This is a genomic window from Streptomyces bugieae (assembly GCF_036352915.1).
GTDB classification, from domain to species: Bacteria; Actinomycetota; Actinomycetes; order Streptomycetales; family Streptomycetaceae; genus Streptomyces; species Streptomyces endophytica.
Genome location: NZ_JAZBJP010000006.1, coordinates 243,053 through 256,788, shown reverse-complemented (window position 1 = coordinate 256,788; position 13,736 = coordinate 243,053). Strand labels below are relative to the sequence as shown.

Annotated in this window: 17 protein-coding genes; 8 read left to right on the top strand and 9 right to left on the bottom strand. The window is 67.4% G+C overall.

Annotation, left to right across the window (positions count from 1 at the left end):
* Window positions 1-224, top strand: a 224-nt coding sequence (locus tag V2J85_RS15385; protein ID WP_330821897.1) for an integrase core domain-containing protein, incomplete at its 5' end; no start/stop codon positions are given.
* 164 nt (window positions 225-388) lie between these two features.
* On the opposite strand, the gene V2J85_RS15380 is transcribed toward V2J85_RS15385, so the two are convergent.
* Window positions 389-895: a type II toxin-antitoxin system HicB family antitoxin gene (locus tag V2J85_RS15380; protein ID WP_330821896.1), complete on the bottom strand. Its 507-nt coding sequence runs from the start codon at window positions 893-895 to the stop codon at window positions 389-391.
* Window positions 896-1,686: 791 nt separating this feature from the next.
* Between V2J85_RS15380 and V2J85_RS15375 the strand changes: the two genes are divergently transcribed.
* Together V2J85_RS15375 and V2J85_RS15370 are read left to right on the top strand one after the other, a co-directional pair.
* Window positions 1,687-1,956 carry a hypothetical protein gene (locus tag V2J85_RS15375; protein ID WP_419836783.1) on the top strand — a complete coding sequence of 90 codons (270 nt, stop codon included), beginning with the start codon at window positions 1,687-1,689 and terminating at the stop codon, window positions 1,954-1,956.
* A 520-nt stretch (window positions 1,957-2,476) separates the two neighbouring features.
* Window positions 2,477-2,791: a hypothetical protein gene (locus tag V2J85_RS15370; protein WP_330821904.1), complete on the top strand. Its 315-nt coding sequence runs from the start codon at window positions 2,477-2,479 to the stop codon at window positions 2,789-2,791.
* Between the two features lie 182 nt (window positions 2,792-2,973).
* Here V2J85_RS15370 and V2J85_RS15365 read toward each other — a convergent pair whose 3' ends face one another.
* From V2J85_RS15365 to V2J85_RS15355, 4 genes are all read right to left on the bottom strand, one after another.
* The gene (locus V2J85_RS15365) at window positions 2,974-3,384 is read right to left on the bottom strand and encodes a VOC family protein (protein WP_261958076.1); all 411 of its coding nucleotides are present in this window, start codon (window positions 3,382-3,384) and stop codon (window positions 2,974-2,976) included.
* 134 nt (window positions 3,385-3,518) lie between these two features.
* Window positions 3,519-3,920, bottom strand: a complete 402-nt coding sequence (locus V2J85_RS15360) for a helix-turn-helix domain-containing protein (RefSeq protein ID WP_261958077.1) — start codon at window positions 3,918-3,920, stop codon at window positions 3,519-3,521.
* The gene (locus V2J85_RS41340) at window positions 3,917-4,021 is read right to left on the bottom strand and encodes a hypothetical protein (protein ID WP_419836782.1); all 105 of its coding nucleotides are present in this window, start codon (window positions 4,019-4,021) and stop codon (window positions 3,917-3,919) included. The genes V2J85_RS15360 and V2J85_RS41340 overlap by 4 nt, the downstream gene beginning before the upstream one ends.
* 78 nt (window positions 4,022-4,099) lie before the next feature.
* A complete protein-coding gene (locus tag V2J85_RS15355; protein WP_330821895.1) occupies window positions 4,100-4,963 on the bottom strand; it encodes an alpha/beta fold hydrolase in 864 nt (287 codons plus the stop codon).
* Window positions 4,964-5,125: 162 nt separating this feature from the next.
* Here V2J85_RS15355 and V2J85_RS15350 point away from each other — a divergent pair, with 162 nt between their 5' ends.
* Both V2J85_RS15350 and V2J85_RS15345 read left to right on the top strand, forming a co-directional pair.
* On the top strand, window positions 5,126-5,959 hold the full coding sequence (locus V2J85_RS15350; RefSeq protein ID WP_330821903.1) for a helix-turn-helix domain-containing protein: 834 nt from the start codon (window positions 5,126-5,128) through the stop codon (window positions 5,957-5,959).
* 458 nt (window positions 5,960-6,417) lie between these two features.
* Complete coding sequence (locus V2J85_RS15345) at window positions 6,418-7,419, top strand: aldo/keto reductase (RefSeq protein WP_330821894.1); 1,002 nt, start codon at window positions 6,418-6,420, stop codon at window positions 7,417-7,419.
* A gap of 317 nt (window positions 7,420-7,736) precedes the next feature.
* Here V2J85_RS15345 and V2J85_RS15340 read toward each other — a convergent pair whose 3' ends face one another.
* Complete coding sequence (locus tag V2J85_RS15340) at window positions 7,737-8,057, bottom strand: GatB/YqeY domain-containing protein (protein WP_330821902.1); 321 nt, start codon at window positions 8,055-8,057, stop codon at window positions 7,737-7,739.
* Between the two features lie 566 nt (window positions 8,058-8,623).
* Here V2J85_RS15340 and V2J85_RS15335 point away from each other — a divergent pair.
* Window positions 8,624-9,772 carry an ABC transporter substrate-binding protein gene (locus V2J85_RS15335; protein ID WP_330821893.1) on the top strand — a complete coding sequence of 383 codons (1,149 nt, stop codon included), beginning with the start codon at window positions 8,624-8,626 and terminating at the stop codon, window positions 9,770-9,772.
* 470 nt (window positions 9,773-10,242) lie between these two features.
* Here the strand turns inward: V2J85_RS15335 and V2J85_RS15330 are convergent, their stop codons facing one another.
* On the bottom strand, window positions 10,243-10,614 hold the full coding sequence (locus V2J85_RS15330; protein WP_330821892.1) for a VOC family protein: 372 nt from the start codon (window positions 10,612-10,614) through the stop codon (window positions 10,243-10,245).
* Between the two features lie 79 nt (window positions 10,615-10,693).
* Here V2J85_RS15330 and V2J85_RS15325 point away from each other — a divergent pair, with 79 nt between their 5' ends.
* Both V2J85_RS15325 and V2J85_RS15320 read left to right on the top strand, forming a co-directional pair.
* On the top strand, window positions 10,694-11,155 hold the full coding sequence (locus V2J85_RS15325) for a MarR family winged helix-turn-helix transcriptional regulator (protein WP_330821891.1): 462 nt from the start codon (window positions 10,694-10,696) through the stop codon (window positions 11,153-11,155).
* 174 nt (window positions 11,156-11,329) lie between these two features.
* On the top strand, window positions 11,330-11,896 hold the full coding sequence (locus V2J85_RS15320) for a GNAT family N-acetyltransferase (protein WP_330821890.1): 567 nt from the start codon (window positions 11,330-11,332) through the stop codon (window positions 11,894-11,896).
* Between the two features lie 196 nt (window positions 11,897-12,092).
* Here the strand turns inward: V2J85_RS15320 and V2J85_RS15315 are convergent, their stop codons facing one another.
* Window positions 12,093-12,473, bottom strand: coding sequence for a VOC family protein (locus V2J85_RS15315; protein ID WP_261958084.1), 381 nt, complete (start codon window positions 12,471-12,473; stop codon window positions 12,093-12,095).
* A gap of 272 nt (window positions 12,474-12,745) precedes the next feature.
* On the bottom strand, window positions 12,746-13,630 hold the full coding sequence (locus tag V2J85_RS15310; RefSeq protein WP_330821889.1) for a CPBP family intramembrane glutamic endopeptidase: 885 nt from the start codon (window positions 13,628-13,630) through the stop codon (window positions 12,746-12,748).
* Window positions 13,631-13,736 lie beyond the last annotated feature (106 nt).

Sequence of the window (13,736 nt, the reverse complement as noted above, 5' to 3'; positions counted from 1 at the left end):
AGGTCGAACGCTTCCACCGCACCCTGCTCGATGAATGGGCCTACCAAAGGCCCTACGCCTCAGAGGCCGAACGGCAGGCAGCGTTTCCCGACTGGCTGGACTGGTACAACTACCACCGACCCCATACCGGAATCAGCGGCCACACCCCAGCCAGCCGCGTCACCAACCTGTCCGGACAGCACACTAGTGCCTTGAGCCGGCGAATCATCATGAGTGGGGTATGAGCCGTCCTGGACCGAAGATCCCGCCCCGCCGTCGTCGCTAACTGACGCCCAGCGGGCTGGGCTTGAGGGGTGGGTGCGCCGACGTACCACCGCTCAGGCGCTGGCCCAGCCATCGCGGATCGTGGCATTCGCGGATCGTGTGGGAGTGCGCCGGGGGGACTCGATCACGGAGCTCGGGTGTCATCGGCCAGCGCCCAGCTCGGACGGGACGGCGGTGCCGGCCGGGGCTGCCTCGGGCGCGTCGCACCGGTGTTGTTGGGCGGGCCAAGGAGCCGTGGACGCGCGTCGGTGGAGTCACGGGCGGCCTGGCTGAGCTGGGACATCTCCTGCTGAGACACACCGAGCAGTCGGCAGGCATCCCCCGGGCTTACCCGCAAGTCGTCGGACAGCGTGCGAGCGGCATCGGCGAGTGCCTTCTGCTCTGCTGCATCGGCTGCGGCACGCCGCCTGCGTGCCGCCAGCACACTCTCCAACAGGGCGGCGACCTCCGGAACCACCAGCTTCAAGCGGACCGTCTCCGGTCGAATGCCCAGCGCTGCACCGATGGCGTCGCGCGCCATGTCCTCAGCCTCATCGATCGTGCGGCACTGGGTGTGGAGCGCGAGTTCCGGAACATCGACGGCCCACCACCTACCGATTCTGTACAGCCGGGTTTCGTAGTGAGTGCTCACAGGCGCACCCACGTCGGTGCTGCCGACCCGGCCGCTGACATTGCCGGTACGAGGCTCACAGGTGAGATGCCCGCGTAGTAGTCCATCTGCGATCTTTCTGTGCTGACTGCGCCGCGAGGACCCCGGTGACCTTGCTCAAGTTCGCACCGGGGAGCGGGCGGGCTGCAACGCTAACGGCACCTGTACGAGGCAGGACGTAGACCGTGTGACGCTTCCGTGCACATTCCTTGGCGTCGGCTTTCCCTAACGGGACATGTCGCCACGAATGCCAGGATGGGAAGTGGGGGGCGGCACCTGCGGCACCTGAAAGGTCAGGCTGAGCGGCCGCAACTCTGCTCTCCTGCCGCCAAGCTCGCTGTATCGCACATCTCCATCGGAGCCGGTCAGTTCCTGCTGCCTCGTGGCGGATAGAGCTTTCTCCGCGGCAAGCGTGGACACCTGCTTAAGCAGGAGTGGCTGTTTGAAGCATGAATGTGAAATGAGGGTGAAGGCGGTTTCGGAAAACCTGGGCGGGCAATGCGCGGACCGTGAGTTACCCCAACGACGGCATGCCGCAAAATGCCCCATACGGTCCCAATGTAAACCCTCCTCGCCACGGCGGCGCAAACGCCTCACAGGGCGGCGACACCGCCCCTTTGCCTCCGGTCGGGGCGTACGCCCCGCGCAACGGCAATCCTCCTCCTCCCTACCCTTCCGAACGCAGCGCACCGTACGCCGGTGTTCCCGATGCTCCCTACGAAGTGCCCAGGAACCGGGCAGGTGACCAGAGAGCTCGCCGGAAGGGATGGGGGGTGGACCGGTGTGCCTTGATCCTTCACAGTCTGGGCGATATCGCCGCGATATTCCTTGGCCTGTGGATCCTGCTGTACCTGCTCGACGCGAATCAGGCGAACGTCTTCGTCGACGTCGTGCACGGCGTGGCCGACTGGCTCGCCGGCTGGTCGCAGGACATCTTCACCATGGACACCGAAGGGCTGCGCGTCTTCTTCAATTACGCCCTTCCCGCGGTGGTCTATCTCGGCATCGGCCATGGCGCTGCCGCCTGGCTGCGGCGCCTTTGAGGCTGCGGTTCTTCGGCTCGGGGACCCGTCGTGCGGCGCACCTGCGCACTGACGGGCCTGTGCCTGCGCCGCTGCGAGCGCCGATGCCCTTGCGGGCTTGCCGAGGTCAGCCACTCAGCTGGTGCGCAATTCGTGACGCCAGAAAAGCGATCTTTCCTGCATGGTCGCCCCTCGGCCGACCGTGCGCGGCGCAATTCTCTGGATTTGCCATGCCTGCTGGCTAGCGGATTCTGATATCCGTCCTCGTGATCCTGCTCGTGGTGGTGGGTGGCGCATACTTCTGGGTCGACTCCGCACTGCACGAATACGGCCGCGCATACCGGACGTCACGCCTGGCCGAGTAACGCGCCGGCACACCGCGGCGCAGAACTGGTTGCGGGCGCACATGGGTGACCCGTATCCGATCACGGCCAGGGCGACTCCTGTGGGGGGTGGCCGTCCTGGCCGTGATCAGACTTCCCTTCCGTCCAGGCGCTGCCCGCGCCAGATTGCGACTCCAGTGAGCAACGTCCCCGAATCCGTGCCCACGAATGATCAATACCACCGGGGCCGAGGGCGCACTGCCGCCCAGCGGACAGCCCTGATCATCCACACCATTGCCGACATCGCCGCCGCGTTCCTGGCGCTGTGGATCCTGCTCTACCTGCTCGGTGCGAACCAGGCAAACGTCTTCGTCCAGTTCATCCAAGGCGTTGCGAACTCTCTGGCCTGGTGGGCGCAGGACATCTTCACCATGGACATCGAAGGACTGCGCGTTGCCCTCAATTACGGTCTGCCCGCCGTGATCTACCTGTTCGTGGGGCACGGGATCGCCGGACGGGTACGCCACCTCTGACCGCCTCCGGCCCCAGGCAAGACGTGTCATCAGGCAAGACGTTTCATGCGGCACGGGGGAGGGCCACGTGCCGCATGATCTTGCCCAGATGCGCGTCAGGTCCCGAGAACTTGGCGGCAGTGCCGCCCATGACTCACCGGACCGTCCTCACGCCTTCGGCCGTAACCCTCCCCGGACCGTCCTCACGCCTTCGGCTGGGTGAAGCGGAGGCGGTTGCCGAAGGGGTCGCGGAGGCCGCAATCGGTTCCGTACGGGCGGTCGGTGGGTTCCTCGGTGAACTCGACGCCCCGGGCCAGCAGCGTCTCGTACGTCTTGCGGCAGTCGTCCGTGGTGAAGATGAGCCAGCCACCCATGGCGCCCTTGGTCACCAGGTCGCGGACCTGCTGCGCCGTCTCCTCGGACATTGCCGGCGCACCGGGCTTCTCCAGCAGGATCTCGCGTTCCGGGTGGCCGGGGACGTTGACGGTGAGCCAGCGCATGAAGCCCAGTTCAATGTCGGTGTTGACCTCCAGGCCGAGCTTTCCGACGTAGAAGTCGAGGGCCTCGTCCTGGTCGAGGACGTATATCTGCGAGTGCGTGATGGCGTTGAACATGCGCCTCACGCTACTGGGCACGCCGGACGGAAACTTATCCAAAACTGCTCAGTCGACGGGGACGGAGGACGGTACGGGCAGTGCGGAGAGGCAGCCCCGGAGGGGGAGCGCGGAGGGGGAGCGCGGGTGGGCGGTCAGGGGCACGGCCGCGTCCACGCCATCGTGAAGCACGTCGGTACGCCCGCGGCCGCGGCGTGCTGGGCCTCCTTGCGGTATGTCCGTGGCGAGCGGCCGATGATGTCCCGAAACGTGCGGCTGAAGGTTCCCGGGCTGTTGAAGCCGACTTCGAAACAGATGTCCGTCACGCTGCGGTCGGTGTCCCGCAGCAGGAACATCGCCCGCTCGACGCGGCGGCGCTGCAGGTAGCGGTGCGGCGTCTCACCGAACGTGGCCCGGAAGGTGCGCGTGAAGTGTGCCGGGGACACATGGGCGATCCGGGCCAGGGCCGGGACGTCCAGTGGCTGCGCGTAGGCGCGGTCCATCGCATCCCGGGCCCGGAGCATCCGGCGGTTGGTTTCTTCTGCGGCACGGCTCACGGCGTCATCACACCACGGCCGCCGAGGACCTTGATGCGGCAGGTGGCGCAGAGGTCCTCCTGGCCAGGAGTGCAGAGGTCCTCCCGACAGGAGTACGGCACGTCGAGACCGTCGTTGGCCTGTTCGGTGACGATCTCTGCAGGCGGGCGGCCGCATGCTTGCTGGCTGGGGCGAAAGCGTCACGTGGCTTTCGGTGCTCGGGTGGTGTGGATCTCGGTGAAGGCCAGGACAAGTGCGGCGGTCCGCAGTGGTTCCTCCAGAATGGGAGTGTGTCCGGCACCGGGCAACAACTCGATCTTCGCGCCCGGAACTTCCCGGTAGTCGGCTGCGGACGAGGGTCGCCATCTGCGGTCTTGGTCGCCGAAGATCACCTGCAGGGGCTTGCCGAGGGCCCTCAGTCGATCCGGGAGTTTCTGCTGCTTCAGATAGGCGATGGATGCCTGCATTGCTGTGGTGACCGCGTGGAAGGTCATCCCGCGCAGTTCGTCGACGAGTTCTTGTGGGACTTGGTAACCCGCGCGGAACCCGGTGCTCGCGAACTGGCGAATCCGCTCGTCGGTCGGTGGCCATTGCGCGGGGTCGATCGCGAAGGACTCCGGTGCGATGAAGGCGTCCATCTTGGGGCCGGTGTTGATCAGCACGAGCGCGGTCACCAGGTCGGGCCGTCGCTCGGCGAGAGCGGTGGCGGCATAGCCGCCACTGGAATGGCCGACGACCACGACGTGCTCGACGCAGAGCCGGTCCAGTGCCGCACCGAGCCTGCGTGCCTGTTCGGAGGTTTCGTAGCCGCGGCCGACCGGTTCGGGCGAGCGACCGTGCCCCGGAAGGTCGACCCGGATGACGCGATGCGAGGTGGTCAGCAGCGGAACCAGCGCGTCCCACGAACGGCTCGAAGTGGCGGATCCGTGGAGGAGCAGGAGCGCGGGGGCATCGCGAGGGCCGTCCTGACAGACGTAGAGGTCGCCGTGCTCCAGGCGGAGGATCGAGGCCTCGGTGGCGCCGGCGTCGCCGGATGCATGCGGGTTCCTGTCGGAAGGAGTCATGAGCCCACTGTCGCCTCCGGTGCACGCGCACGGCTTGGACAAATGTCCCCTCCTCGGTCCGCGTAGCATTCGACGATGGGGTGCGCCACGAGTGAACGCAACGATCCTGCTGTGTGGGACGTCGCACGTCCGCAGCGGCCCGGCCGGGTGACCGGTGTCGACATGGCCGGCTTCCGGGTCCCGGGCCCGCTCGTCGGCGGTCTGCGAGTGGTTCCGCACCCGGCAGTGATGCTGGTCCTGGAGTTCGGGGCGAGCACGTCCACCGTGGACGACGGCGCTGAGCGGCGACCTGGGGGATGTCTCGTCGCCGGGCCCGGCTTCGGCTCCGGAGGCGGGGTTCGAGCGTGGGGTGAGCGCGTCGAGTGCGTGCAGGTGCGCCTCTCTCCAGTGGTTGCAGGAGCGGTCTTGGGTGCCTCTCCGGCCGATTTAGCCGGCGCCATGGTGTCCCTGGACGACCTGTGGGGCCGGGAGGCGGCACGGATTCGTGAGCAACTGAGCGAGCTCCCCTCATGGCAGGACCGCTTCGCGTTCACGGATGCGCTGATCGCCCGCCGATGTGAGGCGCGGTCGCCGGTGGACCCGGCGGTGGCCTGGGCCTGGAACCGGATCGTCGCCAGCAGGGGCCTCGTCCGCGTCAACCACCTGGCGGCCGAACTCGGATGGAGCCGCAAGCGTCTGTGGTCCCGGTTTCACGCGTACATCGGCATGCCACCCAAACGTGCCACGAAGCTGGTCCGCTTCGACCATGCCGTGCATCGCATGCTCGCGGGTGAAGGCACCGCCCGCGTTGCGGCGGACGGTGGCTACTGCGACCAGTCCCATCTGCATCGGGACATCATGGCTTTCACCAGCGCAACGCCGGCGACCGTGGTGAACGAGCCATTTCTGACGGTGGACGACCGCGCATGGCCGAGTGCGGAAGCCCCCAACGCTCAACACCGCCCGGATCATTCTGTTGGGAGGTCTCTACGGGGAAGCGCGTCCGCATCAGCGTGAGCACAGGGCGAGATGGTCGTGCTCGGCCAGGGGGTCAGCGCAACAGGGAGAACTTCTTGGTCAGCGGGTCCAGCATCGGGATGGTGTGGAGGGGAGCCTTGGGTGGTGCCCCTGGAGACTGGCGCAGACTGGTACGCCGGTCTTGTACATTCCTGCACCCGTCACTGGGGCCGGTCGCGTTAGAGCAGATACGCGGCGCCGACAACTGCCGCCGACCAGGGTGCGAGACGCTTACACACGGCAGCTGCGCAAGGGGGACTGCTCTGGCTGGGCGCGGTCCGGTGATGGTCAACCGGGGCCTGCCGAACTCGGAGAGGAAGATGGATGATCGCCTGCAAGAGCGAAGGCGGCAGCGAAGGTGTCAGGCGACTGCTACAGCTCGCCCGCACCTGCTCCGCCGTCCGATCCGCTGCTTGGTCCACTGAGCGGTCCGCTCAGTTCCTTGAGAGGAAGGTTCGATGAAGCACCGCAAGCTGGGCGACGATGGCCCTGAGGTATCCGCGATCGGCCTCGGCTGCATGGGCATGTCGGTCGCCTACGGGGTTCCGGATGAGGAGGAGTCCCAGCACACCCTGGACCGTGCCCTTGAGATGGGCATCACCCTCTTGGACACTGCTGACGCCTACGGGCGGGGCAGCAACGAGGAGTTGGTCGGTCGCTGGCTGCGCAGGCACTCCGGTGAGCGTGACCGGGTGGTCGTAGCGACCAAGTTCGGGCTCCGCCACGATGCCGCCACGGGGCGGGTCGGCGACGTGGACACCTCCGCCGACTACGTTCCCCACGCCTGCCGCGCCTCACTGCGCCGCTTGGGCGTCGATCACATCGACCTCTACTACGCACATCGCCGGAACCCCGCCGTTCCCATCGAGGAGACGGTCGGTGCCATGTCCGAGCTCGTGCAGGCCGGGCTGGTACGCCATCTCGGACTGAGTGAGGTCAGTCCCGCGACGCTCCGCAAAGCCCATGCCGTCCATCCGATCACCGCGGTCCAGGTGGAGTATTCCCTGTTCACCCGCAACGTGGTGGAGGGCGAACTGCTCACCACCTGCCGGGAATTGGGAATCTCCGTCGTGGCCTACTCCCCGCTCGGGCGCGGCATGCTCACCGGTGCGCTCTCTTCCCGCGGCGACCTCGCCTCGAACGACAACCGCCGGCGCTGGCCTCGGTTCGCCGACGAGAACATCCAGCGCAACCTGGCACTGGTCCAGGCGGTACGGGACGTCGCCCAGCGGATCGGCTGCTCGCCCGCCCAGGCCGCGCTGGCCTGGCTGCTCGCCCAGGGCGACGACATCGTGCCCATCCCCGGCACGAAGCGTCGGCGCTACCTGCAGGAGAACGCCGCCGCCGTGACCCTGGACCTGACCGACGCCGACCTCGATCAGCTACGCAAGGCCGTACCGGAGGCGGCCGTGGCGGGGGAGCGCTACCCGGACACGGCCCTGAAAAGGCTGGGGCACTGAACGGAGAGATCTTGGCCAGTCCGGCCTGGTAGCGGGTCGAGGTTGCGCCACACCTCGACGACCACGAGCCGCGACGAGGCGTTCCTCATCGATCCCAGCGGAGCCGTCGTCCGGTCCTACGGCGCGGGACCCGTTGGCCCTACGGCGAGGGACCCGTTGGTCCTTCGGCGCGGGACCCGTTGACGCAGTGCGCGGCGGTGCGGGACTACCAGGCCAGGGCTCGATGCCGCCGTCGGTGATGATCACGGTGTTGCCGACGGACCCCTTGGACACGCCGAACGATCCGAGTGCGGCGCGATGGGGGAGGCCTCTGGGTCCTATGCGGGGCTGGCACCGTCGAGGAACCGAAGCAGTACGGCGGCTTCCGCACGGAGCTGCGCGACCCGGTCAGCATGTGCGGGCGCAGTCAACTGCGCTGCTACCTCCAGCCGCTCGGTGGCCTCGGCACGTACGATCTCCCTCACCTCGCGCTCGCTCAGCTCGCGCCGTGCTCCCTCGGTGACGCCGACGCCGACCGGCGAGTGTTCGAGGGCCGATCCACGAAGTGCGGATTCGTCCACGGGCACCGCCTCCGCGTTGTCCAGCGTGGCAAGCGTTGCGCGCAGTGCGCTCACCGAGGCCTTGTCGCGGGCACGCATCGCTTCCGGCAGGGCCTGACGCATCTGAAGACGTAGGGACATGCCGGAGACGTTATGGCTGTCCCGTTGGGTCCGCAATGAGATATCCATCCAGCCCAGACGTGCCGTCAAGTTCCTCGCTGTCGCGCTACTTCTCCGGCCGGGCCGTTCACCTGCTTCTACCGCTACGTATGGAGGAGGCGCGCCTTCGCCCAGGTCGGCGCGTGCGGCCGGGGGCCCCAGCGGGACTGGATCGTGCTGGTCGACGGCGCCCCGCGATCAACTCAACAGCATCGGGGCTCCGTTGATCTCCTCGCCTCGTGGATTCCGATCCCGCGGCGAAGGTGTGTGCATCGTGGGTGGAGCGGGCGGTTCGTGCGCGGTGTGGTGTGCCCCCAGCCTGCTGCGATTGTGAAGGAATTGGAGTCATGACCTTGTCCAATTTTCACCTGGCTGACACCATAGTTGGGCCCTGCCGACCGGCCCCGCTTGTTCAGACAGTCTGTCGGACAGGTGCCCATCCGTACATGCCTTTCTGTGCGGTCCTGCATGCCCCCTTTGTTGCTGTGCGTACCCCTGGAGAGTCCGTGACCGTGTTCCCGCGGAGGACCGCCGTCCTTGCCGGCGTCCTCGCGATCGCCGCCGTACCCGCCCTGTGTGCCTGTGGCGGCCCAGATGCGTCGAGCGGCGACCAAAAGAGCGCGGCCACCGCGACCACGGCCAAGGCTGTCGGTGGCATCAGTCCCCTGGCCGAGGCGGCCAAGAAGGAGGGCACGCTGCATGCGATCGCGCTGCCCCGTGACTGGGCCAACTGGGGGGCGCTGATCGACGGGTTCAAGAAGAAGTACGGCATCAAGGTCGAGGTCGAGAATCCCGACGGCACCAGCGAGGACGAGATCCGTGCGGTCACCTCGCGCAAGGGCCAGGACAATGCGCCCGACGTCCTCGATCTGGGCAGTTCGTTCGCACAGAGTGCTGCCCAACAGGGGCTGCTCGCACCGTACATGGCTGCCGGTTTCGCCGACATTCCCGATACCCAGAGGGACTCGATCGGCCGCTGGTCCAACGACTACGGTGGCTACATCTCCTTCGGCTGCGACGCGAAGCGCGTGCAGACCTGCCCGACCAGCTTCAAGGACCTGCTCAAGCCGCAGTACAAGGGGAAGATCGCGCTCAACGGCGATCCCACCAAGTCCGGTTCGGCCTTCGGCGCCGTGTACGCGGCGTCCCTCGCCAACGGCGGCTCCTTCGACGACATCCAACCCGGCACGGACTTCTTCGCCAGGCTGCGGAAGAGCGGCAACTTCACGTCCGTCGAATCCACCCAGGCCACCATCGAAGCCGGCAAGACGCCCATCAGCATCGACTGGGACTACCTCAACGCCGGCTACACCGACAAGTTCAAGTCCAAGGGCATCGACTGGAAAGTCACCGTCCCCTCGGACGGCAAGTTCTCCCAGTACTACTCGCATGCCATCAACAAAGACGCACCGCACCCCGCGGCCGCGCGCCTGTGGCAGGAGTACCTCTACAGCGCCGAAGGCCAAAACCTCCGGCTCAAGGGATACGCACGCCCGGCTCTGATGACCGCCATGAGGAAGGCCGGCACACTCGACAAGGCCGCGGCGGCCAAACTCCCGAGCGTCACCGGCACGCCGACCTTCCCCACTGAATCCCAGCAAAGCAACGCCAAGGACGTCATCGCCCAGAGCTGGAACCAAACCACGTCCGAATAACCCCAACACCGGCCCGGGTCGATGAGGTGCCGCCAGAGCCGCACATCGGCGGCACCCCCGGGCGGGGCTGGCTCGTCCCTCGGCGAGCGCAATACCACCGAGCGGCAAGACAGGGGCGACCTGGTGATGTCGCCCTTGCGGAATTACGGACGGCGGCTGCGTACCAGTCGCGGCCCATGGGAGCCAACCTGTCAGGGCCAGGGCCCCTGACGCAGACACCGTCCCGGGTCCCGGTGTTGCCCGGCCCGGAGCGCCCTTCCGGCCGAACAAGGTTCCCCCGCAGTGGCCGTCGGCAAGGGGTGTATCGCCGTTGCCGCACGACTGCACGCGTCACCTGTCGTATCGCGCCCGCGGAGGCCGGGCCAACGGCCGGTTCAGGCGCGGGCGCGCAGCCTCCCCCTGCCTGGTGTGGGACGAGGGCTGCCAAGTCGACGTTTCGCCGTTGGCGCGGAATGCGGGGCCAGGAACGGTCAGTCGCCGTGTGCGGTGAGTACGTAGCCCTCGGGGCCCTCGAAGGAGAACATCGGCCCGAAGGGGCTGTTCGTGATCGGGGTGAGGATTTTGATCCCGGCGGTGGTGAGCTGGTCGTGGAGCTGGTGTGCGTCGGAGGTCTTGAACCAGAGGACGGTGCCGAGGCCGGGCCGTGCGGTGTCGGTGAGGTCGACGCCCGGCAAGAGCTCGCGGACGGCGAACGGGGTCGGCTTCGTGTCGAACACGACCGCGTGCGGCGGCGAGACCGCGGCCTGGCGCAGGCCCAGATGCTGCTCGCAGAAGGTCGCTGCCGCGTTCAGGTCGCGGACTTGCAGGGCGACGAAGTCGGGGCCGTCGATGGTGGCAGGCATGGGTCTCCGCTCATCTCAATGTCAGGACTTTGACATGCCTGAGCCTAGGGTTGCGGGCTGCGTATGTCAAAATGCTGACATGTTGGAGAACCCGTCGGCCGAGCAGCCGCACGCCGCGAAAGACGTAAGCCAGCACGTCGGATACGTACTCAAACGCGCTCAGGCCGCCCTGCGCGGCGCCATGGACAAGGTCCTGCGCGAGCACGGACTGACCGTTCCGCAGTACGCCACTCTCGAATTCCTGGCCCTGCATCCAGGCATGTCCAACGCCGACCTCGCCCGCGCGACGTTCGTCACCCGACAGTCCGCGAACGTCGTCCTGCGGGGCCTGCAGGAAGCGGGGCTGCTCACTCGTCCCGCCCTCGCCGACCACGGCCGTGCCCGGCCCGCCCACCTGACTGAGGAGGGCCGCACACGGCTGGCCGAGGTCCAGGCCGCCGTCTACGCCATCGAGCGGCGCATGGTCGAGGCGATCCCTCCGCACCGCATGGCAGCTCTCGTCACCGACCTCGACCGCATCGCAGAAACCCTGGAGGAATGACTCGGTGCGGCCGGGCAGCGCATGGCTGCTCCACACCGACGCATGCTGACAGGCAGGCCGGGGACATCGCCCGCGAACAGCTCTGGCGCCTCTGCTTCATGCTCCCGCAGATCACATGCGTGGACCGATTAGTCTGACCGACCAGGCCAACGGCAGGACATGGGGGGAGATTCGATGACCGCCGCCTCGCACCACATCCCGGCAACCATCGCCACCGAGCGGCTGCTCCTGCGACCGTTCGCACCGGGTGATGCCGGTGACCGGTACGCCTACCAATCCTTGCCGGAAGTCTCGCGCTACCTCTATCGTCCACCGCTCAGCCGCGAGGCCTGCGCCGAGTCCATCGTCGCGCGAGCTGCTGGCACCGATTGGAAGGCCGACGGGGATACGCTCCTGTTGGCCGTCTGCCGCGCGGACGAACCGGGCGTCATCGGTGAGGTGGCCCTCACTCTCAGGAGTGCGCGCGCTCGGCAGGCCGAGATCGGCTGGGTCTTCAACCCGCAGTACGCCGGACACGGCTACGCCACCGAGGCAGCGCGTGCCCTGGCCGCGCTGGGCTTCGGCCAGTTGGGAGTCCACCGGGTCTTCGCCCGCCTCGATGTCCTCAACGTCGCATCGGTGCGCGTGTGCGAACGACTGGGTATGCGCCGCGAGGCACATCTGGTCGACAACGACCTCGACGGAGATCGCTGGGGCAGCGAGTACCTCTACGCCCTGCTCTCCCACGAATGGAAGGGATAACTCCTGGCCGCTCCAAGGGTGTACGCGTCGATCACCGAAGACGTCACCTGGCCACGAGGTCTCCGGTGTTCAGGTTTTTCTCGGTCGATGAACCCTTTTCCGGAGACCCCACTGACCTCACGATCACGACGCGCCCGTCACACCGGACGTCAGGGCGGATCCCAGATGCCCGGTGCCGAGGCGTGCACGATCGGCATCAAAGCGGGTTGAGGCGGGCCTTGAGCAGGCAGAACTCATTGCCTTCGGGGTCGGTCAGGACATGCCACTGCTCCTGCCCCGTCTGGCCGATGTCAGCCGGGCGCGCACCGAGCTTCAGAAGGCGTTCGAGCTCGGCGTCCTGGTCGCGGTCGGTGGCGTTGACGTCGATGTGCAGCCGGGATTTCCCCTTCTCCGGCTCATCCCGGTAACTGAGGATGATCGTCGGCTGCGGACCACCGAACCCTTCGCGCGGCCCGATCTCCAACGTGCCGTCGTCCTCACGATCGAGCACGACGAAGTCCAGGACCTCGCACCAGAACCGCGCCAGCGCTTCAGGGTCGCGGCAACCGAGCACGAGCTCACTGATACGGCATGCCATAAGGAAACCTGCTCTCAGCATGGGAGCTGCCGAGGAGACCACACGCGAACCTCATGGGCTCCCAAGCAGTGCAAACAATCCCGCGACCGTACCGGATGGGGGAGCACGGGCGAAGTGATTTTAGGGACCGACCCCGTCCGCACAGCCGAGCAAGGCCGTTGGCCATGCAGGAGGGCACAGCTGACGTGGAGACAGGGCCTGGAGGATCCCGTATGGGCCGGGTTTTCCCCCATGTTCGGGTGCGGACGGCGAAGCCGGGACCCGACGACGCGCTACTGGTTGGTGCGGCGAACGGCCGTGCGGCGGCGGGTGTGGACCGTGATCGCCAGGCTGAGGACGGCCAGCGGGATGGTGGAGAGCACCATGGGCCAGGTCGGTCCCAGTCCCGCCCCCTCGTCCAGTACCTGACCCAGTACGAGAGACAGCACCATGTTATTTCCGGCGTGGGCCAGGCTTGCCACCCAGATGCTGCCGCTGCGCGTGTAGAGCCACATGAGGATGACTTCCTGGAACTGGAAGGAGACTGTCCACACCAGCAGGCCCAGGGCCATGTTGGGGAAGTCGACGTAGCCGATGAACGCGAGCGGGACGTGCCACACCGCCCAGATGAGGCCCGTCACGAGGGACGACGGCAGGAGGGCGCCGCCGAACAGCCGTGGCCTGAGGTAGCTGGTCCAGCCGAACTCCTCGCCCCAGTACAACGGGGTGAGGACGAGGGAGGCCATCATCATGCCCAGCACGGTCAGCACGTCATCCGCGCCGGGGAGGACACCGCCGAGTCCGGACAGCTGTGGGTGCCACAGACCGAACAGCACGGCGAGGCCCAGGGTGCACGCGGCGAGGGCGGCGGGGCAGAGCCAAGCGGCCAGGTAGTAGGGCCAGGCCGTTTTCAGCCGCAGTCCCAACCCCGCGTCGGCGAAGCCTTCCCGGGTCACCCAGCGCCGTACCACCACGGCGGCGATGCTGGGCATGCAGCACGCCGGCACCTGGAGCAGGGGGTTGAGGGGCGAGAGGCCGAACACGGCCGTCGCGCACCACAGCCACCCCCAGGTGCCGCCGAACGAAAGGGCCAGGAAGGCGGCCACTCCCGTGCGATCGGTCGCTCTGCCGGCACGTACGGGGCGCTTGGTCCGGGGCGTCCGGAGTATCACTGACATGGAGGTCTCGCTCTCGTCCCGTCTTGTGTCTCTTCGCTGTTGCCGGCCCCGGCCCGGGACGGCAGGGGTCCGAGGGCGGGGCCGGTTCACCGTGGCACCGGGCGCG